Annotated in this window: 20 protein-coding genes; 17 read left to right on the top strand and 3 right to left on the bottom strand. The window is 62.0% G+C overall.

Features of this window, described 5'->3' with window-relative positions; all coding sequences use genetic code 11:
- The first annotated feature begins 47 nt into the window (after positions 1–47).
- Together M1D34_RS21425 and M1D34_RS21420 are read left to right on the top strand one after the other, a co-directional pair.
- The gene (locus M1D34_RS21425) at positions 48–1,145 is read left to right on the top strand and encodes a glycosyltransferase family 4 protein (protein WP_498781832.1); all 1,098 of its coding nucleotides are present in this window, start codon (positions 48–50) and stop codon (positions 1,143–1,145) included.
- Complete coding sequence (locus tag M1D34_RS21420; protein WP_498781830.1) at positions 1,142–1,912, top strand: polysaccharide deacetylase family protein; 771 nt, start codon at positions 1,142–1,144, stop codon at positions 1,910–1,912. The genes M1D34_RS21425 and M1D34_RS21420 overlap by 4 nt, the downstream gene beginning before the upstream one ends.
- 145 nt (positions 1,913–2,057) lie before the next feature.
- Here M1D34_RS21420 and acnA read toward each other — a convergent pair whose 3' ends face one another.
- Positions 2,058–4,643: an aconitate hydratase AcnA gene (gene acnA / locus M1D34_RS21415; protein ID WP_498781828.1), complete on the bottom strand. Its 2,586-nt coding sequence runs from the start codon at positions 4,641–4,643 to the stop codon at positions 2,058–2,060.
- 182 nt (positions 4,644–4,825) lie between these two features.
- Between acnA and M1D34_RS21410 the strand changes: the two genes are divergently transcribed.
- From M1D34_RS21410 to M1D34_RS21365, 10 genes are all read left to right on the top strand, one after another.
- Entirely contained in the window at positions 4,826–5,752 is a 927-nt protein-coding gene (locus tag M1D34_RS21410) for a GntR family transcriptional regulator (protein WP_003531346.1), read from the top strand.
- A gap of 86 nt (positions 5,753–5,838) precedes the next feature.
- Positions 5,839–6,933 (top strand): isocitrate/isopropylmalate dehydrogenase family protein, encoded by a 1,095-nt coding sequence (locus M1D34_RS21405; protein ID WP_498781826.1) that lies wholly within the window; start codon positions 5,839–5,841, stop codon positions 6,931–6,933.
- Between the two features lie 123 nt (positions 6,934–7,056).
- Positions 7,057–8,163 (top strand): ABC transporter substrate-binding protein, encoded by a 1,107-nt coding sequence (locus tag M1D34_RS21400; protein ID WP_003531341.1) that lies wholly within the window; start codon positions 7,057–7,059, stop codon positions 8,161–8,163.
- A gap of 62 nt (positions 8,164–8,225) precedes the next feature.
- Positions 8,226–9,986: an ABC transporter permease gene (locus M1D34_RS21395; RefSeq protein WP_498781824.1), complete on the top strand. Its 1,761-nt coding sequence runs from the start codon at positions 8,226–8,228 to the stop codon at positions 9,984–9,986.
- Positions 9,979–11,055 (top strand): ABC transporter ATP-binding protein, encoded by a 1,077-nt coding sequence (locus M1D34_RS21390; protein ID WP_498781822.1) that lies wholly within the window; start codon positions 9,979–9,981, stop codon positions 11,053–11,055. The genes M1D34_RS21395 and M1D34_RS21390 overlap by 8 nt, the downstream gene beginning before the upstream one ends.
- Positions 11,056–11,120: 65 nt before the next feature.
- A complete protein-coding gene (locus tag M1D34_RS21385; RefSeq protein ID WP_498781820.1) occupies positions 11,121–11,780 on the top strand; it encodes an aspartate/glutamate racemase family protein in 660 nt (219 codons plus the stop codon).
- A gap of 159 nt (positions 11,781–11,939) precedes the next feature.
- Entirely contained in the window at positions 11,940–13,211 is a 1,272-nt protein-coding gene (gene otnK / locus M1D34_RS21380; protein ID WP_498781818.1) for a 3-oxo-tetronate kinase, read from the top strand.
- 181 nt (positions 13,212–13,392) lie between these two features.
- Positions 13,393–14,793 (top strand): NAD-dependent succinate-semialdehyde dehydrogenase, encoded by a 1,401-nt coding sequence (locus tag M1D34_RS21375; protein WP_498781816.1) that lies wholly within the window; start codon positions 13,393–13,395, stop codon positions 14,791–14,793.
- An 11-nt stretch (positions 14,794–14,804) separates the two neighbouring features.
- Entirely contained in the window at positions 14,805–15,221 is a 417-nt protein-coding gene (locus tag M1D34_RS21370; protein ID WP_498781814.1) for a cupin domain-containing protein, read from the top strand.
- Positions 15,218–15,541, top strand: a complete 324-nt coding sequence (locus M1D34_RS21365; protein WP_127615236.1) for an antibiotic biosynthesis monooxygenase family protein — start codon at positions 15,218–15,220, stop codon at positions 15,539–15,541. Before M1D34_RS21370 ends, M1D34_RS21365 begins: the two co-directional genes overlap by 4 nt.
- Positions 15,542–15,740: 199 nt before the next feature.
- Here M1D34_RS21365 and M1D34_RS21360 read toward each other — a convergent pair whose 3' ends face one another.
- Complete coding sequence (locus tag M1D34_RS21360; RefSeq protein WP_003531326.1) at positions 15,741–16,571, bottom strand: MBL fold metallo-hydrolase; 831 nt, start codon at positions 16,569–16,571, stop codon at positions 15,741–15,743.
- Between the two features lie 229 nt (positions 16,572–16,800).
- On the opposite strand from M1D34_RS21360, the gene M1D34_RS21355 reads away from it, so the two are divergent.
- Positions 16,801–18,003: a DUF3095 domain-containing protein gene (locus tag M1D34_RS21355; RefSeq protein ID WP_127615238.1), complete on the top strand. Its 1,203-nt coding sequence runs from the start codon at positions 16,801–16,803 to the stop codon at positions 18,001–18,003.
- Here the strand turns inward: M1D34_RS21355 and M1D34_RS21350 are convergent.
- A complete protein-coding gene (locus M1D34_RS21350; protein ID WP_498781811.1) occupies positions 17,993–19,330 on the bottom strand; it encodes a nucleotide sugar dehydrogenase in 1,338 nt (445 codons plus the stop codon). The genes M1D34_RS21355 and M1D34_RS21350 overlap by 11 nt on opposite strands.
- Before the next feature lie 447 nt (positions 19,331–19,777).
- Here M1D34_RS21350 and M1D34_RS21345 point away from each other — a divergent pair, with 447 nt between their 5' ends.
- From M1D34_RS21345 to M1D34_RS21330, 4 genes are all read left to right on the top strand, one after another.
- Positions 19,778–21,127 carry an adenylate/guanylate cyclase domain-containing protein gene (locus M1D34_RS21345; protein ID WP_027993357.1) on the top strand — a complete coding sequence of 450 codons (1,350 nt, stop codon included), beginning with the start codon at positions 19,778–19,780 and terminating at the stop codon, positions 21,125–21,127.
- 8 nt (positions 21,128–21,135) lie between these two features.
- Complete coding sequence (locus M1D34_RS21340) at positions 21,136–22,104, top strand: polysaccharide lyase family 20 protein (protein WP_498781809.1); 969 nt, start codon at positions 21,136–21,138, stop codon at positions 22,102–22,104.
- A gap of 309 nt (positions 22,105–22,413) precedes the next feature.
- On the top strand, positions 22,414–24,306 hold the full coding sequence (locus M1D34_RS21335; protein ID WP_498781807.1) for an ABC transporter ATP-binding protein: 1,893 nt from the start codon (positions 22,414–22,416) through the stop codon (positions 24,304–24,306).
- Entirely contained in the window at positions 24,303–26,204 is a 1,902-nt protein-coding gene (locus M1D34_RS21330) for an ABC transporter substrate-binding protein (protein WP_498781805.1), read from the top strand. The genes M1D34_RS21335 and M1D34_RS21330 overlap by 4 nt, the downstream gene beginning before the upstream one ends.
- Position 26,205 lies beyond the last annotated feature (1 nt).

The following is a 26,205-nucleotide window of genomic DNA, read 5'->3' as shown; positions in this document are numbered from 1 at the left end:
CTGGGGCCTGTTGACATCGGGACGGGAGGCGGGATAGCTCGCGCCGAATGAAGATCGCCTTTCATGCGCCGCTGAAATCGCCCGACCACCCTGTCCCTTCCGGCGACAGGCAGATGGCACGCATGCTCATCGAAGCGCTGCGGGTGGCAGGTCACGACGTCGGCATTGCCTCGGAGCTGCGCACCTTCTCGCGTGAAGCCTCGGATGCGGCATTTTCGGCGCTCCGCAAGGAGACGGAGCGGGAGATCGCCCGGCTTCGGCGGCTCTGGCAGTCGAAAGGCCCGCCGGACCTCTGGTTCTGCTATCACCCATATTACAAGGCTCCGGATCTCATCGGCCCTGCGCTCGCTGGGGAATTCTCCATTCCATACGTTACCGCCGAGAGTTCATATTCCTTTCGGCGCAACTTTGGTGCGTGGAAACTTGCACAAGATGAGGTCGCCGCCGGTGCAAGGCAGGCTGCGGTCAACATCTGTTTCACCCATCGTGACCGCGAGGGTCTCGAAGAGGCGATACCGGAAGTGCGCTCTGCGCTGCTCTCCCCTTTCATCGATGTGTCGCCGTTTCGGAACCTGCGAAGAACAGAGGCCGGCGGGACCCGGCTGTTCGCAGTCGCGATGATGCGTACGGGCGACAAGATGGATAGCTATCGCATGCTTGCCCGCGCGCTCGCCCTCGTCGCCGATGTGCCCTGGACGCTGACGGTGGTGGGCGACGGCCCTGCACGGGCTGACGTATCGGAAGCCTTCTCGGCCTTTCCCGCAGGACGGCTGGATTGGCTTGGCGAAAGGCCGCCTCAGGCGATTCCGGAGATTCTCGCCGGCGGCGACCTCTATGTCTGGCCGGGCTGCGGCGAGGCCTACGGACTATCCTATCTGGAGGCGCAGGCTGCAGGCCTCCCGGTCGTCGCGCAGCACACGGCAGGTGTGCCGGAAGTCGTACGAGACGGCGAAACGGGATATCTGACGACGGCCGGGGACATCGACGCGCTGGCGGCAGCGGTGCGACGCTTCCTCGTGGACGGGACCTTACGCAGGCAATTTGGCGAGCGCGCGCGGCGCTTCGTTTTCGAACACCGCTCGCTTCCGGCCGCCGCCGCACATCTCTCAGGGATATTCGCCGAGTTCGTTGGGAGTGCGAAATGACGATGGCATCGATCTGGCAATCGCTGGCCGACAGGCTCGATCGCCTGCAGGAGACAGGCGGATCGATAGACTTCTGGCTGCGGGACGACGACGCCGTCGAGCCGACGGCGGCCCTTCACCGATTGCTCGACCTCACCGACCGCTTTTCGGTGCCGGTGGGCTTGGCCGTCATACCGGCACATACCGACGAGCGCCTCTCGCGCTGCCTCGCCGGCCGTCCGCATGTCGATGTTGCTGTCCACGGGTGGTCCCATCAAAACCATGCCCCTATGACTGAAAAACGCCAGGAACTGGGAGGTCACAGGTCGCGCGAGATGGTTGCGGCCGACGTGCGCGCCGGTTGGGTACGCCTGCGCTCGCTTTATCCCACCGCTATGGTGCCGCTCCTCGTTCCGCCATGGAACCGGATCGATCCGGGGCTGGTCCCCGGATTGCACGAGATCGGCTTTAGGGCCCTTTCGGTTTTCGGACCGGAGGACGGGGCAAAATCCGTTGCGTTACGCGTTCCTGGGCTGCAGCTCATAAATGCCCATGTGGATGTGATGGACTGGCACGGCACCCGTGGCTGCCGCCCTCATGGCGAGATCCTTCGCGACATCGATCGCCGGCTGGATGAAATCGGGAAGGGCGGCGGGACGGTGGGAATTCTCACCCACCACCTCGTTCACGACGAGAGCGTATGGGAATTCCTCTCCGGACTTTTCGACATCACCGCCTCGCACGCGGCCTGCCGCTGGCGCAGGGTCGCCGATCTTATAGATCGATGACTGTTTCTAACCGATGCCATCTACTTGATTCCTTTCTTAGCTGAATGCGTCGCCCGGTATGGGGCCGAACATCGGGCGTCTTGGCGGGCTGGCGCAAACCAATCATGAGACGCAGCGCGGGTCGCCATGGCCGGGCCCTTGCGGGCTAAACCTCTAGTTCCGCCAAGTGGCGATCAAGAATGAGGGGAATCATCCCGCCAGCGACAAGCGTTTCCACCTCTTGCTCCGTTTCCACCGCAGCACGCGCCGTCAATGTCTTGGCTGCGCCAGAGGCGCTCAGCCAGACCAGCCTGATATCGCAGCGAGGTTCTATGTGCCTGGCATCAACTTCGATGAGGTCCAGTGCCGAAGGTGAAGGGATTAGGTTCTCGATGACGATGGGTAGGATTCCCATGCCGATCAGGTTCGTGCGGTGGATGCGCTCGAAACTCCTGGCGATGACGGCGCGCACACCAAGCAACGCGACGCCCTTGGCTGCCCAGTCGCGCGACGAACCGGCTCCATATCGCTCACCGGCTACGATCACGACGGCGCTTCCCTCCTGCCGGTAGCGTTCGGCCACCTCCCATAGCGGACCTTCATCCATCGTAGGGGCATACACGGTCCTTGAGGCCGCTCGCCCGTCAAGCAGGAGGTTGGCCGCCGTCCGATTGTCGAAGAGACCGCGGACCATGGCGGCCCAGTTCCCTCGTCTGGCCGCATAGACGTTGAGGTCGTTTGGCGGATCGCCGGCCGCAACGAGATGACGTCCGGCATAGCTGTCGGCATCGATCTGGCCGGCCGGCGAGATGTGATCCGTGGTCATGTCGTCGCCCAGCACGAGTAGCGGATGGGCTGTATAGGTTCCGAGCCGATTGGTGTTGCTCGCGACGGCAAAGGGTGGTCGCCGGATATAGGTCGAATTTTCATCCCAGGGAAATGTTGGAGAGGATGGCGCCTCGAGCGCAAGCCATGCATCGTTCTTCGTCGCGTCGCGGAATGCCTGGCCAAAATCCTCGCACTGCGAGAAGTCTCGCAAAATGGCATTGATCTCCTCATCCGACGGGAGGAGATCGCGGAGGCAGACGGCGGATCCGTCCGCGGTGTCCGCGACTTTGACACTCATCGGATCCCGACAGAATTTTCCGATCATCGAGAGGGCGACGACATGCGGCGGCGAGGCGAGGAAGCCAAGCTGCAGGCTCGGATGCACCCGGCCCGGGAAGTTGCGATTGCCCGAGAGAAGGGCGGCGGCAACTGTGCCATTGGCGATGGCATCGGCCATGTCCGGGTGGAGCGGCCCCGAATTGCCGATGCAGGTGGTGCATCCATGACCCACGATGTTGAAGCCGGTCGCCTCCAGATCCGGCAGCAGTCCGCTTCGTCTCAGGAAGAGTTCGGCAGACGGCGAACCCGGCGCCAATGATGTCTTGACCCAGTGAGGCGGGCGCAGACTGAGCTTGTTTGCCTTGCGGGCCACAAGACCAGCGGCAGCCAGAAGACGCTGGTCGGAGGTGTTGGTGCAACTCGTGATGGCCGCGATAGCAATCGCGCCGTCCGGAATCCCGTTGGATGTCTCCTCAAACGGCCTGCCGGCTGCCGTTTCCAGGGCAGATGCAGCCTCAGTCAGCGCCAATTTGTCTTGCGGCCGCCGTGGCCCGGCAAGGAGGGGACGCACATTGGCGAGATCAAGCTCGACGATCCGACTGTAGCGCGGCTCGGCGTCCGGATCGAACCAAAGCCCCATCGCACGCGCGACATCTTCAACCATTGAGCCGTGCTCCGCCCTTCGACCGGTTCGCCGCAGGTACTCGATAGTCTGCCCATCGATTGGGAAATAACCGGTCGACGCACCATATTCGGGCGCCATGTTGGCGATGACGGCGCGGTCGCCGCCGGTGAGCGCCGACACCCCTGGCCCGAAGAATTCGACAAACTCTCCCGAGACCTTGTGGCGACGCAGGAGGTGCGTGACCTCCAGGGCAAGATCTGTCGAGAGGACGCCTGGGCAGAGCCGTCCGGTCAGGCGTACGCCGACGACGTCAGGCAGCCGTATCGTGACCGGGAAACCGAAGAAGACGCTTTCCGCCTCCAGCCCGCCAACGCCCCAAGCGAGAACTCCGATGCCGTTGATCATCGGCGTATGACTGTCGGTGCCAATGAGTGTGTCCGGCGCTGCCCAGGTTTCGTCGTTCCGCTCCTCAAGACGGATGACGGTCGCCAGCTGTTCGAGATTGAGCGTGTGCATGATCCCGGTGCCGGGCGGATGCACCGTAACACCTGGAAGAGCCCGGGTTGCCCATTTCATCAGGCGGTAGCGCTCGCTGTTGCGCTCCATCTCGCGCTGCATGTTAAAGGCGCGGGACTGAGGCTGTCCATACATGTCGACGCCGACACTATGATCGACGGACACGTCGACTGGCAGGACCGGTGTGAGGCTCGCCGGATCGCCGCCGGCCTCGGTGATCGTGTCGCGCATGGCAGCGATATCGACAAGGGCGGGTACGCAGGTCGTGTCGTGCATCAGGACACGCGACGGATGAAAGGCGACCTCAGCCTCACTCGCGCCGCTGACAAGCCAGCGCCGCAGGGCTGCGATCATGTGCGGCAGGCGAATTGTGTCTTTCCTGGCGACGTTTTCCAGCAGGATTCGATGGACAAACGGCAGCCTGGCGAAGTCCGGGCCGAAGGTGGAGGGGAGATCAATCGCTTTAATGACCCCATGCGACGTAGGCACCTCTCGAAAGCGCATGTCTCCTCCAGTGTTGATTTTTAATATGCAAAAAGCCAAAAAATGGGCTGTGTCAATGTCAGTTCGGCCGATTATTGGTTTTTTTGGTGGTCGGGTATGCAAATTGTTGGCTCGAATCGTTCCCTTTGCCGCCGTCATGGATTAACGTGCGGCGACGTCAACGTTTCATAGGATTGACCGAGATGCGCTCCAGCCAGCTGGCACAAACCATTGCAAATGAAATCGCCCTGCTGGTCACCTCTGGAGAGCTGGCGGTGGGGGATCACCTCAAGACGCAGCAGTTGGCAGATCGCTTTGGCGTCTCCCGCTCACCGGTCCGCGAGGCGATGGACATGCTGGCCACGCAAGGTCTCCTTGAGCAGAAGGAAAACAGGGGGTTCTTCGTCAAGGAGGTCACGGACAGCATTGCCGAACGCGTTCGCGAGGATGCGGAGCCGTTCGAAGTCGCCAACGACTACCAGCGTCTTGCAGAAGACTGGCTCACCGACCGGATACCGGCCGAAGTCACCGAGCAGATGCTGAGAGAGCGGTACGATCTGACGAAATCGCAGGTCAACGATGTCTTGATGCGCGCGTCACGTGAAGGATGGGCGGAGCGCAAGCAGGGCTACGGCTGGCGCTTCCTGCCGGTTGCCAAAACGCCCGAGGCCTTCGAACAAATCTATCGGTTCCGCATGCTGATTGAGCCGGCGGCGATGCTGGAACCTGAGTTTCGACTCGATCGCAAGATCATCGAGGAGCAACGGCGCATTCAATTGCGAATGCTGGAATCGGATATCGAGCGACTGCCGGCCGAACGGCTTCTACACAACGGTGCGCTTTTCCATGAAGAGCTGATCAAGATGTCGAACAATCCATTTTTCCACCTCTCGCTCGTGCGCGTGAACAGAATGCGCCGGCTGCTCGAATATCGTTCGCGGGTCGATCGCAGCCGCACCGTGCGTCAGTGCAGGGAACACCTCGAAATCCTTGATCTTCTTGAGCGCGGCGAGGTCGTCGAGGCTTCCTATGCGATGCGACGGCACCTGGGGGGCGCGCTTTCGAAGAAGTCGCCTGTGACTTGGTCCTGGTCGCACCAGGCGCATGAAAAAGAACTGCTTGAAAAATAGTTATTGCATTTTCAGATTTAAAAAGCCAATAATCTGCCCGTGACGTTGCGCGGCCGGTCGGCCGTTGCCTCATGGGAGATTGTCAGATGAAAATATTCGTGACGCCGTGTGATGGGATTGGTCCCGAGATCACCGCGGCAACAATGGAGGTCATGAAGGCCACGGACGCGGCGTTCGGTCTCGGCCTCGAATACCACTTTGAGGACACCGGCTTCGCCAGCCTGGAAAAACATGGTTCGACGCTCCGGGACGAGACGATCGAACTTGCCCGCACCTTCGACGGGATCATTCTCGGCCCCCAGTCGCACATGGATTATCCGCCCCGCGACAAGGGCGGCGTGAACGTCTCGGCCGGCTTTCGTGTCAAGCTCGACCTTTACGCCAATGTGCGCCCAGCACGCTCCCGCCCCTTTCTGAACGACGCCAAGACGATGGACCTCGTCATCATGCGCGAGGCGACCGAAGGCTTCTATCCGGACCGCAACATGTATGCCGGTACCGGCGAATTCATGCCGACCCCGGACGTCGCGCTTTCCGTGCGTAAGATCACGGCTTCCGCCTGCGAGCGCATCGCACACCAGGCCTTTCTGCTTGCGATGAAGCGCGGCAAGAAGGTCACTGCGGTCCACAAGGCCAATAATTTCATTCTGACGGACGGCCTCTTCCTGCAGCAGGTGCGCAAGGTTGCTGAGGAGTTTCCCGAGGTCACGCTGAACGATGTCATCATCGACGCGATGGCGGCGCACCTCGTGCGTGACCCGTCCCGTTTCGACGTGATCGTGGCGACCAACTTCTATTCGGACATTCTTTCGGACCTCGCCAGTGAGCTTTCCGGAAGCCTCGGTCTTGCCGGCTCGATCAATGCCAATGCCGAAACCGGTCTTGTTTGCGCCCAGGCGCAGCATGGCTCGGCGCCGGATATCCAGAACCAGAACATCGCCAATCCGACGTCTCTCATTCTCTCTGCTGCGATGATGCTGAGTTGGCTCGGCGAGCAGCGCGGTCTGCCGCAATTCGAGGCCGCAGGCGCAGAAATCGAGCGAGCCGTCGACGAGGTTCTCGCCAATCCGGCAACGCGCACGCGCGATCTCGGCGGCAACACCAACACAGACACCTTTGGCTCGCTCGTGGCCCGGGCTGTCCAAAACCGCGGCGGCGACCGCAAGGCCGTCAACGCCTAAGCGTTTGCACTTTGGGTTTTGGAAATCCAAAGTGCAAAGTCGGAGGTCGCGAGGGCAGGCAATGGCCCTCGCGCAAATGCCCGGAGGAGCTTTGGAGCACGGGCGCTATTGGGAGAACAGACTATGAATAGGCAACACACCGTCCGCTCGACAGCTTTCGCAGTCACCGCGGCACTCATGACCGCGTTTGCAGCCACTGCATCCGCGCAGGAAGTACCAGCCGGCTATCCGGCAGACTATGCCGACCTCATCGCCAAGGCGAAGGAGGAGGGCACCGTCTCCGTTTACACCTCTACGGACGCCGCCCAGTCGCAAAAACTGCAGGATGGCTTCACCAAAAGATACGGCATCAAGATCGCGTATAACGACCTCGGCACGAACGGCACCTATAACCAGGTGATATCCGAGGCCGCGGCCGGCCAGACGACCGCCGATGTGGTCTGGAGCTCCGCTATGGACCTGCAGATGACCCTGGTCCAGGATGGTTACGCAAGCGAGTACGCTTCCCCGGAAGCCGGCAAGTTGCCGAGCTGGGCCAATTTCAAGAACATGCTTTACGCGACGACCGTCGAGCCGATCGGCATGATCTACAATACCAAGGCCCTTTCGGAAGACAAACTGCCGAAGACCTATGCCGATATGATCACCTTCCTGAAAGACAACAAGTCGATGCTGCAGGGCAAGGTTGCCACTTTCGACCCTGAAAAGAGCGGCTCCGGCTTCCTTCATCATTCCAATGATGCGCGCAACCGGAAGGACTTCTGGGATTTGGCCAAAGCCATGGGCGAGGACGGCGCCAAGATCTATTCGAGCTCGGGCGGCATGAAGGAAACGGTCGTTTCCGGCGAAAACATCATCGCGATCAACATCATCGGCTCCTATGCGCTCGACTGGGTCAAGGAAAGCCCGAATCTTGGCGTCCATTTCGCGTCTGATTATACGCCGGCATTCTCTCGGCTGGCGCTGATCACCAAGGATGCGCCGCATCCCAACGCCGCCAAGCTCTTCGTGGACTACATGCTGTCGGGCGAGGGACAGTCGCTTCTCGCCGAAGGCGGCCTGCCTTCCGTCCGTGAAGACGTGAGCGCCGGCCTTAACATCAAGACGCTCAATGAGCGTGTCGGCGGCGGCCTGAAGCCAATTGCCGTCGATGAAGGCGTGCTCGAATACATGGACCAGATGAAGCGCGTCCAGTTCCTCAACGACTGGAAGGAAGCGCTCGGTCGCTGATGCTTCGCTGCCCGCGGCGCCTTCGGCGCCGCGGCTTCGCTCCTGTTTGCGAGAGGCTCGTAATGTCTACCCACGCTCAAGCACCGGCTGCAGTCGAGCTTTCGAAAGCCGCAGCCGAAAAGAAATACCCTGCCAGAATGCCGCGCCACGGCAATGCGAACGCCTACCGGCATATTGTCATCGGTCTGCTGGCAATCGCGGTTCTGGCGCCGGTCGGACTCATCATCTACCAGAGCTTTCTAACGGCTGCCTTCTTCAGCCCGCGCGCCGAGTTCGGCCTCGACGCCTATCGCTACGTCTTCTCCGACAGAAATTTCTACAAGGCCCTCGGCACGACGGCGATCTTCTCGTTCGGCATGGTCGCAATCGCGGTACCACTCGGCGGCCTGTTGGCCTTTCTGATTACGAGAACCGACGTACGGGGCAAGCGCATCCTCGAGGTCCTCGTTCTCGTTCCGATGTTCATCTCGTCCATCGTGCTCGCCTTCGGCTACACCGTCTCCGTCGGCCCGACGGGCTTCGTCTCCCTCTTCGTCCGCGACATCATCGGTATTGTTCCCTGGAACATTTATAGCCTGCCGGGCATAATCCTGATCGCCGGCCTCAGCCACGTGCCGCACGTCTATCTTTACGTGTCCTCGGCCATGCGGAATCTGCCGTCCGATCTGGAGGAGGCTGCGCGCACGACCGGCGCATCGATATGGCAGGTCTCGCGTGACGTGACCCTGCCCATGGTTCTGCCGGCTCTGATCTTTGCTGCCGCGCTCAACATCCTGCTGGGCTTCGAGACCTTCGGCATTCCGCTTGTGCTCGGGGATCCCAATGGCATCATGGTGCTCACCACGTATATCTACAAGCTGACGACGCTGTTCGGTACGCCAACCTACCAACTCATGGCAGTGGTCGCGGTCGTCCTGGTCCTGATCACGCTTCCGCTCGTATGGATGCAGCGCAAGCTTTTGCGCAATGCTCGTAAATATGCGGCGATGGGCGGAAAGGGTGCGCGTGTCTCCACCCTCAAGCTGGGTAACAGCGGCCAGATCATCGCTCTCTCGATCATCGGCCTGTGGCTCTTCGTGTCGGTTGTCCTGCCGATCGGTGGAATTACCGTGCGCGCCTTTGTCGACGCCTGGGGAGAGGGGGTCAACCTGTGGTCCCAGCTCACCTTCTCGAACTTCAGCCGCATGCTGGAAGTACCGAGCCTCTATAACGGTATCATCAACACGATCGTACTTTCGGTGATTGGCGGTGCTGTGGCAGTCGCAATCTACCTGGCCGTCGGCCTCGCCGGTCACCGCAACTGGGGCATGTCGAACACGGTCCTGGACTACATCGTGCTGCTGCCCCGCGCCCTTCCGGGCCTGGTGGTCGGTCTCGCCTTCTTCTGGGTCTTTCTGTTCGTGCCGTTCCTGACGCCGTTGCGACCGACCCTCGTCAGCCTCTTTGTCGCGTATCTCGTCGTCGGCCTCTCCTACGGTCTGCGCCTACTGCAGGGCACGCTGATCCAGGTGGCTCCGGAACTCGAGGAATCCGCCCGCACGACCGGCGCGACAATCGGCCGGACATGGAAGGACGTGGTTATCCCGATCGTCCGTCCGGGCCTCGCCGGCGCCTGGGCGCTGATCATGATCATCTTCCTTCGCGAATATGCGACGGGCGTCTACCTCATGGGCGCAGGCACTGAAGTGATCGGCTCGCTGATGGTCTCGCTTCTGCAGACCGGCGCGATGAACACGATCGCCGCGCTCGCCCTTATCAGCATCATATTGACGGGCGCAGGCCTCGCACTCGCCCTCCGTTTGGGAGCAAAAATCCATGACTGAACTCGTTGTCAGCAATGTCCAGAAATGGCTCGGTGGCCTGCAGATACTCAAAGGCGCCTCCTTTATCGCCCAGCGGGGGTCGATTGTCGCGCTTCTCGGCGCCTCGGGCAGCGGCAAGACAACGCTTCTGCGCTGCGTTGCCGGGCTCGAACAGCCGGAAGTCGGCCAGATCGTGATCGGGGGAAAGACCGTTCTCGACGGCGAGAAGAAGCTGGCGCTTCCGCCCGAGCAGCGCAATATCGGCCTTGTTTTTCAGTCCTACGCGCTCTGGCCGCATCGGACCGTCAAGGAGAACGTCGGCTACGGCCTTAAACTCCGGGGCGTGGCGCAGGCCGACCTCGAAAGGCGCGTTCACGCAATCCTGGAGCGCATGGGCCTCGGGCATCTCGGCGATCGCTTTCCCTCACAGCTTTCCGGCGGCCAGCAGCAGCGTGTCGCGATCTGCCGCGCTCTCGTCTACGAACCGCGCGTTCTGCTGCTCGACGAGCCGCTGTCCAACCTTGACGCGAAGCTGCGCGAGGAGGCGCGTTACTGGATCCGCAAGCTCATCCTCGATCTCGAAATCTGCGCCATCCTCGTCACCCACGACCAGAGCGAGGCACTGGCTGCCGCCGACAATATTCTCCTGCTGCAGGACGGGCGCATCGTTCAGCAAGGCGGACCGCAGGAGATCTATTCCAACCCGAACAGCTTCTATTCGGCCGATTTCCTTGGCGCCAACAATATCGTCAGCGCAAAGGTGAAGACGGTTGAAGGCAGGACGGCGGTCATCGGCGGCGACAATTGGAGCCTCGACGGAACGGTGCGCGAGGCGTCGGGCTTGTCGGCATCGCAAGACGCGCGGGCGGTGATACGCGTCGAACAGATCAGCGTCAGCGATCAGCCGGATGGCAATGCGCTCGAGATGAACCTCGACGACAGCATCTATCTTGGAGACAGGTGGGAGTACCGTCTGCGCCGCGGCGATTTTGTTGCCAAGGCGCATGGCGCCAAGCAACTGTCTTCCGGGACGGTCTGGGCACGCATTCCACCCGAAAGTGTCTGGGTGTTTTCGGCGGGCCAGCAGTAGCAAGGCCCGAAGCGGCGGTCGCCGCTCCTTCTCGGCGGCCGCCACCTATTTTCCAGGATCAACAAATGACGACACAGCCGAAGATCGCGCTCATTCACGCGACATCAATTGCCATGGATCCGATCAAGGCGGCCTTCGACAAGGCCTGGCCGGACGCCAAGCGGGTGAACATTCTCGAGGATAGCCTTTCCCCTGACAGGGCGAGGGACGGGACCATAACCGAAGAGATGACGGATCGCATCGTGGCATTGGCCAGATATGCGCGCATGATCGGCAGCGATGCGGTCCTTTTCACCTGCTCGTCCTTCGGCTCCGCCATCGAACGGGCTGCATCAACGCTTGATATCCCGGTCCTCAAGCCGAACGAGGCGATGTTCGAGACCGCCATCCGCAAGGGCGGGCGAACGGCAATGCTCTACACATTTCCGCCCGCGAGGGAGGGAATGGAAGCCGAATTCCGCGAGGAGGCCGCCCGTGTGGACCCGTCCGCCGAGATCGAGAGCTTCCTCGTCGAGGGTGCCATCGGAGCCGTAAGGGCCGGCGACGAGGCGACGCACAACCGGCTAGTGGCGGAAGCAGCTGCCAGGCTTGAGGGCTTTGACGCGATCACGCTTGCGCATTTCTCGACGGCGCGGGCGTTTGCCGCGGTGCAGGCGGTCACGACTATTCCCGTGCTGAGCAGCCCCGACGCCGCCGTCGCCAAGCTTCGCCGTCTGCTCGGCTAGATCGCGAGCGAGTGTCATCGAAGGAGCGGCTGGGCTTCGAGCGCAGCGTCGTTGTTCAGACGTCCACCTGATGGACCTTTGTGCCGAGTGGGCAAGAGACGATGCGGTCCGACAGAAGATTTTTGAGCACTGGCCGAAGAACTGAAAGAGAGTAGAAAAATGCTTCTCGGGGTCATTGCCGACGATTTTACCGGGGCGAGCGACATCGCCAACACGATCGCGAAGGGCCTGCCGGGGCAGGGCGGCCTTCGCACCGTTCAATATCTAGGTGTTCCGAGCGCTGCCGCCGACGCGGAGGTCGAGGCTGGCGTGATCGCGCTGAAGAGCCGCTCCATCGATGCGGCGGTAGCCGTCGAGCAATCGCTCGACGCGCTGAAATGGCTGCTCGATCAAGGCTGCGAGCAGATCGTCTTCAAATATTGCTCGACGTTCGATTCCACGCCAGCCGGAAACATTGGTCCGGTCGCGGAGGCGCTCGCCAACGCGCTTGCAGTGAAGGGTGTGATCGCCTGCCCTGCATTCCCACGGGCCGGACGCACCGTATATCAAGGGCATCTCTTCGTGAAGGACCGTCTCCTTGACGAGTCCGGTCTGGAGAACCATCCGCTGAACCCGATGATCGATGCGGATATCCGCCGGTGGCTGCGGCTGCAAACGGTCTCGGATGTCGGCCATGTCGACATTGCCACCGTCCACGATGGAGCCCCGGCGATAGTGGCGGCTTTGCGCAGACATGGCGAGGCAAACCGTGCTCTCGTCATCGTCGACGCGATCACGGATGACGACCTCGTCGCCATCGGCCGTGCGGCAGCTCCGGATCGCCTTATCACGGGCGGGTCCGGGATCGCGGTCGGGCTTGCCGCAAACTTCATCGAACGCGGTCTGGCGCGTGGCACCGTCGCCGGTGCGCTACCCGTTGACGGCCCGGAGGCTATTCTGGCCGGAAGCTGCTCCGGCGCCACACGCGAGCAGGTGGAGATTCACAGCCGCAATCACCCGACCCTTGCAATCGATGTCACCGGTGTGATGGAGGGCAAGGTCACCGCGTCGGAGCTCACCTCCTTCCTGCTCGCCAATAGGGGGAAGGCCCCTCTGGTCTATTCATCCGGCACGCCTGACGAGGTTCGCGCGATTCAATCGCGCTTCGGGAGAGAGAATGTCGCGGCGGCGCTCGACGGCTTCTTCGCGGAAACCGCCCGGCACCTGGTCAACGCCGGCATTAAGCGCCTCGTCGTCGCCGGCGGCGAAACGTCGGGCGCTGTCGTCTCGGCACTCGATCTTGGGGCGCTGGAGATCGGGCCTGAGATCGATCCGGGTGTCCCGGTGCTTCTGTCGAAGGGAGATCAGCCGGTCGCTCTGGTGCTGAAATCTGGAAATTTCGGCGCCCCGAATTTCTTCACAAAGGCTTTGGAGAGGCTTGCGGGACGATGAGCGCAGTCTGTCGAAGTCGCTGTTCGACCGCGGTGCATAGTTTGGCGGCGTGGCCTTTGCTCCCGGTGTCTACGCCTGTGTTGATGCGGACGGCGTGCTTGCGAGCAGCCGCGACCTGCGTCGACGCCGTGAAATGGCCAAGCAAGGCTTTACTCAATCAACAAGAATGAAGGAGATGGCGATGATCGTCACGACCAATCCGGCCACCGGCGAGGAACTTGCCCGCTACGAGCTCCATGACGATGCCTTTGTCGATGCAGCGCTTTCGGCCGCCGCGAAGACGCAAAAGGCGTGGCGCAAGAAGCCTGTCGAAGAGCGGGTTCGACTGCTTGGCGCCATGGCCAAGGTGCTGCGTGCCGGCAAGTCGCGCTATGCCGAGATGATCACGCGCGAGATGGGCAAGCCGATCGTCGAGTCCGAGGCCGAAATCGAAAAATGCGCCTACAACTGCGACTTCTATGCCGAGCACGCGGCGCAATACCTCGCCGACGAAGCGGTCGCCTCGAACGCGTCCGAAAGCGCCGTCGTCTTCGATCCGCTCGGTGTCGTCCTCGCCATCATGCCCTGGAACTATCCGTTCTGGCAGTTTTTCCGTTTTGCAGCGCCCGCTTTCGCCGCGGGGAACGGCGCCGTACTGAAGCACGCGAACAATGTGCCGGAATGTGCGCTCGCCATCGAAGAGATCATGCGCGAGGCAGGTTGCCCTGAGGGCCTCTTTGCCACCCTGCTGATCGAGCCGGCCAAAGTTGCCGGCATCATTGCAGACGACAGGATCGCAGCCGTTACGCTGACGGGCTCCACCGAAGTGGGCGCCATCGTTGCGTCGCAGGCCGGCAAGGCGCTGAAAAAGCAGGTGCTGGAACTCGGTGGCTCCGACCCCTTCATCGTGCTTGCCGACGCCGATCTCGAAGAGGCGACAAACGTCGCGGTCAAGGCGCGCTACATCAATGTCGGGCAGTCCTGCGTCAACGCCAAGCGCTTCATCGTCGAAGATGCGATCGCCGACCGTTTCGTCGAGCTCTTCTGCGAGAAAGTCGCGCAACTGAAGGTGGGCGATCCCCTGGAGCGCGATACCAATATCGGTCCGATGGCACGGGAAAACCTGATGAGCAGCCTGCACGCGCAGGTCGAAAAGACGATTGCGGCGGGCGCTGAACGCAAGCTCGGCGGCGCGCCGCGGAACCAGCCAGGCTATTTCTATCCGCCGACCGTGCTCGATCATGTGCGCCCGGAGATGGCCGCCTTCTGCGAGGAGACCTTTGGACCGGTCGCGGCCATCATCCGCGTCAGGGATGCCGAAGAAGCGGTTCGGCTGGCCAATCAGACCGAATACGGTCTCGGCTCGGCGATCTGGACCGGGGATGTGGAGCGTGCACGCCGGCTCGCGCGCGACATCGACGCGGGCGCCGTCTTCATCAACGGCTTGGTCGCGTCCGACCCCCGATACCCCTTCGGCGGGATCAAGCGTTCAGGCTACGGCCGCGAGCTCGGTGTCTACGGCATCCGCGAGTTCGTCAACATCAAGACCGTCTGGATCGGCCCGGCCAACGCAGCCCAGCCTGTCCCCAAAGCGCCGGAATAAGGAGAACTCAGTTGACTCAGCCAGCAATCCTTCGCCCAAAGGAACTCAAGAGCAATGATCGTGGCAACGGCGCCCGCACGACGCCGCTCGTGACGCGCAAATGCGGCTCGACCAGTATGATCAACGGTATCACCGCTTTCGATCCTGGCGCCGCGATCGGTCTTCACAAACATAATTGCGAAGAGAGCGTGATGATCCTCGACGGGCAGGCCATTGCCGAAATCGACGGGGTCCAATACCCGCTCGGACCCAACGACACGACCTGGATTCCGGCAAACGTTCCCCATCGCTTCATTAATGCGTCTGAGACCGTGCCAATGCGCATTTTCTGGATCTATGCCTCCATCGATGCGACTCGGACCATGATCGCTACCGGAGAGGAGCGCGCGATCGATGCGGAACACCATCAGCAGGGAGCGAAGTCATGATCGTTGAAGTCGCGGAGATTTCCGTCAAACCCGGCAGCGAGGCGCAATTTGAGGCGGGCGTGTCACGAGCGGCGCCCCTGTTTCTGAGGGCGAAGGGCTGCCGCGGCGTGGCGCTGCATCGGGTCGTCGAGACACCGCATCTTTATCGTCTGCTGGTCAAATGGGAGACGGTCGACGACCATATGGTCGGCTTCCGCAATTCTGAAGATTTTCAGGAGTGGCGGCGTCACGTCAGCCCATATTTCGACGGCGCGCCAAAGGTGACCCATTCGGAAGGGGTGGCTTTATCCAGTACCGAACTGAGCCTTGCGCAAGAGTAGCCGTTGACCGTTGTTGCGCAGCCCACCCCAATCGCGGATCGGAGTGCAAGGCACCCGATGCGATTTGGCCGCACCCAATCTGCGAGTTTGGCCGTGGCTTTGCTTTGACAGACTCGGAGAGCGCGGGCAGGCGTGCTGGCGGCTGGGTTATGACCGGCGCGATTAGCGAAGCAATTCAGCGGAAACCGTGTCGCCGATCTTATAGATCGATGACCTGACGGTCGCACGCGGCGAAGGCGCCCGAGAAGAAAGCCTGGACTTCCTGTTCCATTGCGGCGAGTGCGGCGTCGGTGCGCGACGGATCGTGGTGGAACATGGCGAGGCGCGTGACGCCTGCGGCTCTGGCGAGCTGCGATCCATGCATCCCGGTCGAGTGTCCGTAGCCGCGAAAGGTCGGCATTTCGCTTTCCAGGTAGGTGCAGTCATAGATCATGAGATCGGCTCCGGCGATGAAATCGAGGAGCACGGGGTCGAGAATGCCGGGTTCGTGTTCCGTGTCGTAGACGAGCGCGACCGCCCTCCCGCCCCATTCGATACGGTAGCCGACGCATCCCCCGGGATGCACGAGGCTCATGGTACGAATGGAAACGTCCTTTCGCGGCGACAGTGTTTCACCCGGACGGAAATCGACTGTGTCGAGGCTCGCCTGACAGATGCCCGTTCCGACCGGGAACCATGGCGGCCTCATGAACTCGTTGATCATTTCGGCCGTGGACATCGTGCCGTGGAGATGGCCGGACCAGAAACGGACGGCGGAGCTGCAGCGGTAGATCGGCTTGAAATAGGGCAGGCCGATGATGTGATCGTAATGCGTGTGGGTGAAAAAAACGTCGAACTCGGCGATGCCTTCGGACATCAGCGAGAGCCCGGCTTCGCGCAGGCCCGATCCCGCATCGAAGATCAGCACCTCCTTGCCGCAGCGAATTTCGATGCAGGGCGTATTTCCTCCGTAGTGCAGGAACTGCTCGCCGGATACCGGCAAGCTGCCTCTTACGCCCCAAAACTTCACTCGAAATGTATCGTCCTGCATTCCGTTCCGGCTTTATCCTGCCTGCCGTAGCACTTTGCCCGGGCGTAGTGATTAGACAAGCACAAATCATGAGGGTCCTGCAATGCCATTGGCGCCATCGCGCACGGATTGCATGGCGAGAAGAGAAATCTATTCATCGAAGCGAAGGTGCTTTATCCATCGTAATCGGGTGAAAATCGCTCCAGCCTGGAAATCAGCGACAGATGTCACCTCTAGGAGTTTGGCAACGATGGTGCAGCCGGCCGACAGGGAATTCTACGCAGGCCTTCCTCTTTTCGAGGCATTCGAAGGTGTCGCTGACGAGGCCAACTACCGGCCCTTGCCCGACGGCTGGTGGCTCGCCGTCGCCGATATCGTCAATTCGACGGGAGCGATCGCCGAAGGGCGATACAAGAGCGTGAACATGGCGGGCGCGAGCGTCATCTCGGCGCTCATGAACGGGCTCGACGAGAAAAACCTCGCCTTCGTCTTCGGCGGCGACGGGGCGCTCGCCGCCGTGCCGGCAACGCTGGCGGCAAAAGCAAGGGACGTGCTCGCAGCGGCGAAGACATGGGTGGCGGAGGAGCTGGGCCTCGAGCTTCGCGCCGCGATCGTCCCGGTTTCCGACGTGCGCGCCAGCGGGTTCGACATGCGTGTCGCGCGCTTCAAGGCGAGCGAGGAAGTCTCTTACGCCATGTTTTCCGGCGGCGGCGCCAGTTGGGCGGAAGCGGAAATGAAGGCGGGCCGCTACCAGATCGAGGCCGCGCCGCCGGGCACGAGACCCGACCTGACCGGATTGTCATGCCGCTGGAACCCGATCGTCTCGCATCACGGAGCGATCGTCTCCATCATCGCGGTTCCGGGAGAGCGCGGCATCGGTCCGGAATACCAGGCGCTGATCGGCGACATCGTGGCCTTGGCCGAGGGGGAGGAGCGAGGCGGGCACCCGGTACCGGAAAAAGGACCCGTGCCGCACCTTTCCGTGCGTGGCATTACGGCGGAATCGCGCGCCGTCGCGCCGAGGGGCCGCCGCTTCCTGACCTGGTCCTTCGTCGCCGCGCAGAGCCTTGCACTGTTTCTCTGTTTCAGGCTCGGCATCAATTTCGGACCGTTCGACGTCAAGCGATATGCGAGAGACCTCGCCAGCAATTCGGACTTCCGCAAGTTCGACGACGCGCTGAAGATGACGATCGACGTCAGTCTCGATCGGCTGGGCCGTATCGAGGAGCGGCTGAAGCAGGGCGCGGCCGCGGGCATATGCCGCTACGGGCTGCACCGGCAGGATTCGGCGCTGATGACGTGCATCGTTCCGACCCCGATGAGCAGAGACCATATGCACTTCATCGACGGTGCCGCCGGCGGCTACGCGGTGGCCGCCCGGAACCTGAAGGCTGCTCTCTCCGGAGAGGACCTTTTGCGGACCGGGGATATTTCCCCTGCGGTCAAGCCTTGACGATGTGCTCGGCAGCAAGCCCGTGGCGCGCGAAGACGTTACGCGTGTCGACGATCAGCGGCGACCAGTCGGCAAGCGCGGCATAGTCGACGGCATCGTGGTCGGTCGCGATAAGAACGGCATCGAAGCCGCGAACCGTCGCTTCGTCGAAGACGACCGACCGCCGGCCCTTCAAGGCCATGTGTTCGCGGGTCGAGGGGATTTCTTCCACATGGGGGTCGTAGAAGGCGGCCTTGCCGCCGCGCTCCTCGATGAGTTCTATCAGCTTCAGGGAGGGGCTTTCGCGAATGTCCGGAACATTCTTCTTGTAGGCGAGGCCGATGACGAGGACCGCCGAGCGGCTGAGCGCCTTGCCCTCCCGCCGGTCGAGTGCCTCGGCGAGCCTTGCCACGACGTGACGGGGCATTGCCGAATTGATCTCGCCGGCGAGCTCGATGAAGCGCGTCGGTAGCTCGTACTCCCGGGATTTCCATGTCAGATAAAAGGGATCGATGGGAATGCAGTGACCACCGAGCCCGGGCCCCGGATAGAAGGGCATGTAGCCGAAGGGCTTCGTCTTGGCGGCATCGATCACCTCCCAGACGTCGATGCCCATCGCCTCGTAGACGACCTTGAGTTCGTTGACTAGGGCGATGTTGACGGCGCGGAAGATATTCTCGGTCAGTTTTACCGCCTCTGCGGTCGCGTTGGACGAGACCGGAACCACCGTCGTGACCACGGCGGCATAGAACCGCTCCATCAGCCCTGCGGCCATTGGGCCGTCTCCGGCCACGACCTTGGGAATGCTCGTGGTCTCGTAGGCGCGATTGCCCGGGTCTTCGCGTTCCGGCGAGAATCCGATGAAGAAGTCGGTGCCGGATTTGAGCCCCGTTTCCTCCAGGATGGAGCGCACGATACCGTCGGTGGTGCCGGGATAGGTGGTCGACTCCAGAACGACGAGCTGGCCCGGCCGCAAGCTGTCGGCGATCGCGCGCGACGTATTCTCCACGAAAGAGAGGTCGGGATCGCGGTGCCTGGTGAGCGGCGTCGGCACGCAGATGATGATGACGTCGCAAAATCCAAGGTCCGAAAAGTCGGTCGTGGAGCGGAACCGCCCGGCGGCGGCTTCGCGCGCAAGCGCCTCGTCCGAAACCGCTTCGATATAAGAGCTCCCGGCGTCGAGCGCGACGATCTTGCCCGGCTCGATGTCGAAACCGGTGACATGGAAGCCGGAGCGCGCGACTGCAACGGCAAGCGGCAGGCCGACATAGCCGAGGCCGATGACGCCGACGCGAGCGGTGCGGCCGGAGATCGATTCGAGCAGCCTGTCGTGATGCGGAGAGGTCAAGATTGGCGTCCAGTTCTGTTGCCGGGAGGGCCGCTTCAGCGATCCGGCTGCGGAGCCCGGTGTCGTTTTGTTGGCGGGAAAGCCACCGCAAGTCAAGCGCGGCGAGCCGTCAGCGGCGCCGGACGCCTCACGGCCTGCGTCGTTTTGTCTGGCCGGGCAGGCATGCGGTCGTGAGGGACCCCGGCAATTTCAGGGTGCAATACGCAGGGCTGTTGCGTGTACGATCCGGCAACGATCAAAAATCGCTCGTGGTCTCTGGAAAATGTCCTCCGCGGTGAATATCTGCAGGGGCGCAGCGGTGACCCGATCGCTGCACGAACGGCCGCGGGAGGCGGCGGGAGCCTTCTTTCACCGACGGGTACCCACTTCAGTGCTGCCGCGAGCGAGCGATCGCTGCTCCGCGGTCGGCGCTGGTGGCGACCGTTGCCGCGACGATGAGGATATGGCATGAGCCCGATCAACGACAATGTTTCCGAAATCCTCCTGGACAAGGTCGCTGACTGGCTCATGCGAACCTCGCTCAGCGACGAAACGCTTGAAACCATCGTGCGCGGTTTCTGCGAACGGTTGGCGGCGGCGGGCCTGCCGCTCATGCGCGTTCATCTGTCTTTCTCGATGCTTCATCCGCTTTACGACGCCCTCGGCTTTACCTGGTTGCGAGGTCAGGGTGTCGAGGTGAGCGGTCTGCGTCATGAGGAACTGGCGCTCAATCCCGAGCGATTCCTGCACAGTCCGTATTATTACCTGCTCAGCAACAATCTCGACCATGTCAGGCGTCGGATCGATCCCGCCTTGCCCTCGGAGTTTCCGATTTTCGACGAGCTGAAGGAGCAGGGAGCGACCGACTACATCGCCTTCATGCAACCTCTTGGAGCCGAATCCGAACACGGAATGGTCGGCTCGTGGACGACGGATCGTCAGGGCGGCTTCAGCGACGATGTCATTGCGGCGCTCCTCAGACTTCAGAACCACCTGGCGATCGCTGCCAAAGTGGCCGTGCTCGGCAAGCTCGCCGACAATATGTTGACCACCTATCTTGGCGCCAATGCCGGGCGCCGCGTAATGAGCGGCCAGGTCCGGCGCGGCGACGGCGAGACGGTTCGCGCAGTTCTCGTCATGGCGGATATGCGCCAGTCGACGATGCTTGCCGAAAAGGAAGGCCGGCAGGCCTATATCGAGTCGTTGAACGGATTCTTCGACGCGATCGCCACGCCCTTCAACCGCAACGGCGGACAGATCCTGAGCTTCATCGGCGACGGCTTCATCGGCGTCTACCCCTGCGGCCGACACAAGGAGCCGTCGGAGATGGCCAGCCGCGAGGCGTTCGCCGCCGTGGGGGCGGCGACGGCGCGCATGGCCGCCCTCAACGCGGAACGCAAGAGGCAGGGCCGCGACCCTATCGGCTACGGCATCGCCCTGCATGTCGGAAACGTCATGTTCGGCAATGTCGGCCTGCGCGACCGGCTGACCTTCTCGGTGTTCGGCTCCGCGGTGAACGAGGTTCAGCGGCTGCAGAACCTGACGAAGAAATATGCCCACAGCGTCGTCGCGAGCGAGGCCTTCGTGAATTATTGCGGCGGGGAATGGCAAACACTCGGGCAGGAGAAACTGCGCGGTGTTCGCCAGAAGTTCACGGTCCTCTACCCGCGGGATACCGCCCTTGCTGCAATTGCGCAGGAGCGGGCATATGATGCAACCGAGGATGGACTTTCCGAGGCGGAGCATGTCATGTTGCTCTACCGCAACAAGAAGCGGCCGCCAGGCCCGCGCGGTCTGATCGACAAGATGCTTCAATGAGGGGACCGATGTTTCGTATAGCTCTGCTGGCGGCGGCGATTGCCTTGCCGAGTCTCACCTATGCCCAGCCGGCGGACGAGCCGCCAATTTATGAACGGAGATTGTTCGACGGTTTCGAGGGTACGGATTTCGCGCCCGAAGGGGGGCTCTACTACCGCGAGAATTTCGAACAGAGCGCCGGCACATATGAGTTCCAGAGCGCCGTCAAACGCACCGGCAACGGTGGGCTGAAGCTCAGCATCGTGCCGAATTGCCCTGCGGATCACGACGGCTGCAGCGAACGCGCGGAGATCTGGGAAAAGACCGAGCTGCGGGTGCCCTACGACAGAGGGGTCTGGTACGGCTTCTCGGTAAAGTTCGCCGATCCGGTGCCGAGCGACGACCACCGATATCTCATCGCGCAGTGGAAGCGAGAGATCGATCCCGGTGCCGAGGGCGACTTCAGCCCCTTCCTGGCGCTGCGCATGAATTCTGGAAAGCTCTTCGCCACGGTCGAAACCAACCATCTGCCTCCGGTCTCCGCCGGCCTTGATGGCGTACCGGCGCGTTGCGCCCCAGGCCAGGCGCCGGTCTGGCTCCGTCCGGAAGTCAACCAGATGCGCATGCTGGTGGCGACCGACGGCAACTGGAAGCCGGAAGACGGCAGCCTCTTCAATTCATGCACGGATGGGATCACAATCACCAACCATGGCAATCCCCTGCCGGATCCGAGGTCCGGCTGGATCGATTTCGTCGTCTTTACGAAGCCCGGTCCCGACGGCTCGGGCCACATAGAGCTCTTTGCCAACGGCCAGCCGATCATCACCGTCAAGGGCCATGTAGGCCATGCGGACAAGGGCCTCGGTGAGAACCAGTACTTCAAGTTCGGACCTTATCGGGCCGCCGACACGACCGATTGGACGCTCTATTACGACGATTTCCGGCGTTCCCCGCGCTGCGAGGACGTCCTGACCAACGGCAGCTGCCCGTTCTCGTAAGGCCGCTTCGACGCGTTCACACCTTTCCGGTGGCATGCTGGACAGCCCGTTTAACCTAGGCTACTGTTTTTGAGTGGCAAAAAGTTACAGTGCGTCCGGCGGGGCGGGCAAACTTCGCTGTAAAGCTATTGCATGTTCCCGTTGATCCTAGCCGATTAAAGGGCAAAACATGCGGCGCTAAAAGGGGTGGAGCGAGCTTTGCGCGGCTGATCAGACGCGCGGCGCTGCAGGAAGTGGCTGCATGATTTTATTTTGGGGCGGCCTCGAGTTGGGATTGTGCAGGAGGGGTAGTGAGGGAAGCGTGCTGCGATGACGTCAGGAGCGGACCTGCTGCGAGTTGAGGGTCTGCGGATCACATTCTCGGTGCTGGGCGGCGAGGTTGAAGCCGTTCGAGGCGCGAATTTCAGAATTCTGCCCGGAAGGGTGACCGCGCTCGTCGGCGAGTCCGGGTCCGGCAAGTCGGCGATCAGCCAAGCGATCATGGGCATCCTGCCGAGCGTGGCAAGCGTCGGCGGCCGGGTGTTGTTCAACGATCCCGAAGCCGAGGCAAACCCCGTCGACCTGCTTTCGCTCGACAGGGACGGGCGCGACATCCAGGAGATCCGCGGCGCACGCATCAGCAAGATCTTCCAGGAACCGATGACATCGCTGTCGCCGCTTCACACGATCGGCAACCAAATCTCCGAAGTGCTGAAGATCCATACGGATGCCGACAAGGCGGGGCGCCGCGAGAGGACGGAGGAACTGCTCGGCTATGTCGGGTTTTCCGATCCGAAGCGGGCATACGACATGTATCCCTTCGAACTTTCCGGCGGCATGCGACAGCGCGCGATGATCGCGATGGCGCTGATCTGCCGTCCGGCCCTGCTCATCGCGGACGAACCGACGACGGCACTCGACGTGACGGTTCAGGCGCAGATATTGCAGCTCCTGCGCGAGCTCCAAAGCAAGCTCAATATGGCCATGCTTCTGATCACCCACGATCTCGGGGTCGTTGCCAACATGGCCGACGAGGTGGTCGTCATCTACCATGGCGAGATCGTCGAGGCCGGACCTGTGGATGCGATCTTCCGCAATCCTCGGCATCCCTATCTCAAGGGTTTGATGGCTGCCGTGCCGCACTTCGACATGAAGCCGGGCGAGCGGCTGAAGGCGCTGCGCGAGGTGCCGGTCAAGGCCGGCGCGATCGTCGGCGACCGGGAAGTCAAGAAAGCGGCGGGTCCCAATGTCCTCGTGTCCGTCCGCAACCTTTCAAAGACGTTCTCCACGCGCAGCTCCGGCTGGTTCGGCAGCGGCACGGCATATCGGCATCGCGCTGTCGACAATGTCAGCTTCGACATCCGCCGCGGTGAATGCCTCGGGCTCGTCGGTGAAAGCGGCTGCGGCAAGACGACCGTAAGCAAGATCCTGATGCGGGCCGTGACGCCTGACAAGGGGACGATCACATTCGACGACGGGGAGGGTGCGCTCGACGTCCTGAAGCTCGACGGCGGGGAACTCAAGGCGTTGCGGGCCAAGATCCAGATGGTCTTCCAGGATCCCGTCTCGTCTCTTTCGCCGCGCATGACGGTGAAGAACATCCTCAGCGAGCCGCTGGAGATTCACGGACGAGGGACGCCGAAATCGCGTGAGGAACACGTTCGCTCCCTTTTGCAGGCGGTCGGTCTCGACCAGCGCTTCATCAATCGCTATCCCCACAGCTTCTCCGGCGGCCAAAGGCAGCGCATCGGGATTGCCCGCGCGCTCGCGCTCGTGCCGCAGCTTCTCATCTGCGATGAACCCGTCTCTGCGCTCGATGTTTCGGTGCAGGCACAGATCCTAAATCTTCTCAAGGACTTGCAGAAAGAGCTCGGCCTGACGATGCTGTTCATCTCGCACAACCTCGCGGTCGTCGACTACATGGCCGACCGGATCGCGGTCATGTGCGCGGGCCGGATCGTGGAGCTGGCGCCGCGTGAGGTGCTGATGCGCAATCCGGTCCACCCGTACACGAGGTCGCTCCTCGCCGCCGTTCCCTATCCCGATCTCGACCGTAAGCTCGACTTCGATTCCCTTCAGGCGAGCGGCGGATCGGACCAGCAGCGCTGGGGTGCGCAATTCTCCGACGGCGGCGAGAGCGGTGCTCTTATTCCCGCCGATCTCGGTGGCGGGCATTATGTCCTCGCCCGCAGATCGGTGGATGCCAGGGAGTTACGCCGATGATCACCCGAAGAACTGCGCTTGGCATTCTCGCTTCGGCTGCATTTCCGAAAGCGATGCTCGCGGCCGCGGGCGGAACCGACGCGCTCGCCACCCTCGTTCAGGAAGGCAAGCTTCCGCCGGTCGGCGAACGATTGCCGAAGACGCCGCGGGTGATCGATGTCGCGGCGATGGGACGCAAGCCCGGCCGCCATGGCGGCACGATCCGCAGCCTGATCGGCAGTGCGAAGGACATTCGCCTGATGACGATCTACGGCTATACCCGCCTTGTCGGCTACGACGAGAAGCTCAATCTCCAGGCCGACATTCTCGAAAGCTACGAGACGGTCGAGGACCGCATCTTCACCTTTCATCTGCGCGAGGGCCACAAGTGGTCGGACGGCACGCCGTTGACGGCCGAGGACTTCCGCTACTGCTTCGAAGACGTGCTCCTCAACGAGGATCTGTCCCCGGCCGGCCTGCCGCCCGCGATGGTCATGGACGGACAGGCGGCTAAGTTCGAAATCGTCGACGAGCGAACGGTTCGCTATTCCTGGCCGATGCCGAACCCAGTTTTCCTGCAGGAACTCGCCGCGCCGCAGCCGCTGGTCGTCGTCGTGCCTTCGGCCTATCTCAAGCAGTTCCACACGAAATATCAGGATGAGGACAAGCTGAAGGCGTTCCTGAAGGAGCAGCGGGTCAAAAGGTGGAGCCAGCTCCACATGCGCATGGCGCGCTCCTACCGGCCCGAAAATCCGGATCTGCCGACCCTCGACCCGTGGCGCAACACCACGCCCCTGCCGGCCGAACAGTTCGTCTTCGAACGCAACCCCTACTACCACCGGGTGGACGAAAACGGCTTGCAATTGCCTTATATCGACCGATTCGTGCTCAGCGTCAGTTCGTCCTCACTCATTCCGGCAAAGACCGGCACGGGCGAAAGCGACCTGCAGGCATATGGGATCGATTTCGTCGACTATACCTATCTCAAAGATGCGGAGAAGCGGCACCCGGTCGAGGTGAAGCTCTGGAAAAAGACTTCGGGATCACGCCTCGCGCTGCTGCCGAACCTCAACTCTGCCGACCCGGTGTGGCGGCCGCTGCTCAGGGACGTGCGCGTCCGTCGTGCGCTGTCGCTTGCAATCGACCGTCGCGAGATCAACATGGCGGCCTTTTATGGGCTGACGAAGGAAAGCGCCGACACGGTGCTGCCTGAAAGTCCTCTCTTCCGGCCCGAATTCGCAAGTGCCTGGATCGCCCATGATCCGGACCAGGCGAACGCACTGCTCGATGCGGCTGGACTGGCCAAGCGCGGCAGCGACGGGATCCGTATCCTTCCCGACGGCCGAAAGGCGCAGATCGTGGTGGAGACGGCCGGCGAAAGCACGCTCGATACCGATGTGCTTCAGCTCATAACCGATTACTGGCGCGAGGTCGGCATTTCGCTCTTCATTCGCACCTCGCAGCGGGATACCTTCCGCAGCCGCGCGGTCGGCGGCGAGATAATCATGTCGATGTGGTTCGGCCTCGACAACGGCGTGCCGACCGCGGACATGAGCCCCGGTCAGCTTGCACCGACCACGGACGACCAGCTGCAGTGGCCCGTCTGGGGATTGAACTATATGTCGCATGGCGAAATGGGCGAGGCGCCCGACCTTCCCCCGGTCGTCGAGCTCCTGGACCTGCTAAAGCGCTGGAGGCATTCCGCGGACGATGCCGAGCGTGCGGACATCTGGAGACAGATGTTGTCCATCTACACGGACCAAGTCTTCTCGATCGGGTTGGTCAACAGCTCGCTGCAGCCGATCCTCGTCACGAAGAAGCTGCGCAATTTCCCCGATGAGGGGCTGTACGGTTTCGACCCGACGAGCTACCTCGGCGCCTACAAGCCCGACACCTTCTGGCTGGAACAGGACGACTGAG

The sequence above is a fragment of the Ensifer sp. D2-11 genome (assembly GCF_054161295.1).
The sequence above is the reverse complement of the archived record's forward strand: the minus strand, read 5'-3'. Positions and strand labels throughout refer to the sequence as shown.

Bases quoted from the DNA above. Each gene is read 5' to 3' on its own strand.
- M1D34_RS21420 (WP_498781830.1), top strand. From the start codon at position 1,142: ATGACGATGGCATCGATCTGGCAATCGCTGGCCGACAGGCTCGATCGC.
- M1D34_RS21390 (WP_498781822.1), top strand. From the start codon at position 9,979: ATGACTGAACTCGTTGTCAGCAATGTCCAGAAATGGCTCGGTGGCCTG.
- M1D34_RS21395 (WP_498781824.1), top strand. From the start codon at position 8,226: ATGTCTACCCACGCTCAAGCACCGGCTGCAGTCGAGCTTTCGAAAGCC.
- M1D34_RS21340 (WP_498781809.1), top strand. From the start codon at position 21,136: ATGTTTCGTATAGCTCTGCTGGCGGCGGCGATTGCCTTGCCGAGTCTC.
- M1D34_RS21345 (WP_027993357.1), top strand. From the start codon at position 19,778: ATGAGCCCGATCAACGACAATGTTTCCGAAATCCTCCTGGACAAGGTC.
- M1D34_RS21385 (WP_498781820.1), top strand. From the start codon at position 11,121: ATGACGACACAGCCGAAGATCGCGCTCATTCACGCGACATCAATTGCC.
- M1D34_RS21365 (WP_127615236.1), top strand. From the start codon at position 15,218: ATGATCGTTGAAGTCGCGGAGATTTCCGTCAAACCCGGCAGCGAGGCG.
- M1D34_RS21405 (WP_498781826.1), top strand. From the start codon at position 5,839: ATGAAAATATTCGTGACGCCGTGTGATGGGATTGGTCCCGAGATCACC.
- M1D34_RS21400 (WP_003531341.1), top strand. From the start codon at position 7,057: ATGAATAGGCAACACACCGTCCGCTCGACAGCTTTCGCAGTCACCGCG.
- M1D34_RS21425 (WP_498781832.1), top strand. From the start codon at position 48: ATGAAGATCGCCTTTCATGCGCCGCTGAAATCGCCCGACCACCCTGTC.
- M1D34_RS21410 (WP_003531346.1), top strand. From the start codon at position 4,826: ATGCGCTCCAGCCAGCTGGCACAAACCATTGCAAATGAAATCGCCCTG.
- otnK (WP_498781818.1), top strand. From the start codon at position 11,940: ATGCTTCTCGGGGTCATTGCCGACGATTTTACCGGGGCGAGCGACATC.
- M1D34_RS21335 (WP_498781807.1), top strand. From the start codon at position 22,414: ATGACGTCAGGAGCGGACCTGCTGCGAGTTGAGGGTCTGCGGATCACA.
- acnA (WP_498781828.1), bottom strand. From the start codon at position 4,643: ATGCGCTTTCGAGAGGTGCCTACGTCGCATGGGGTCATTAAAGCGATT.
- M1D34_RS21330 (WP_498781805.1), top strand. From the start codon at position 24,303: ATGATCACCCGAAGAACTGCGCTTGGCATTCTCGCTTCGGCTGCATTT.
- M1D34_RS21355 (WP_127615238.1), top strand. From the start codon at position 16,801: ATGGTGCAGCCGGCCGACAGGGAATTCTACGCAGGCCTTCCTCTTTTC.
- M1D34_RS21375 (WP_498781816.1), top strand. From the start codon at position 13,393: ATGATCGTCACGACCAATCCGGCCACCGGCGAGGAACTTGCCCGCTAC.
- M1D34_RS21360 (WP_003531326.1), bottom strand. From the start codon at position 16,571: ATGCAGGACGATACATTTCGAGTGAAGTTTTGGGGCGTAAGAGGCAGC.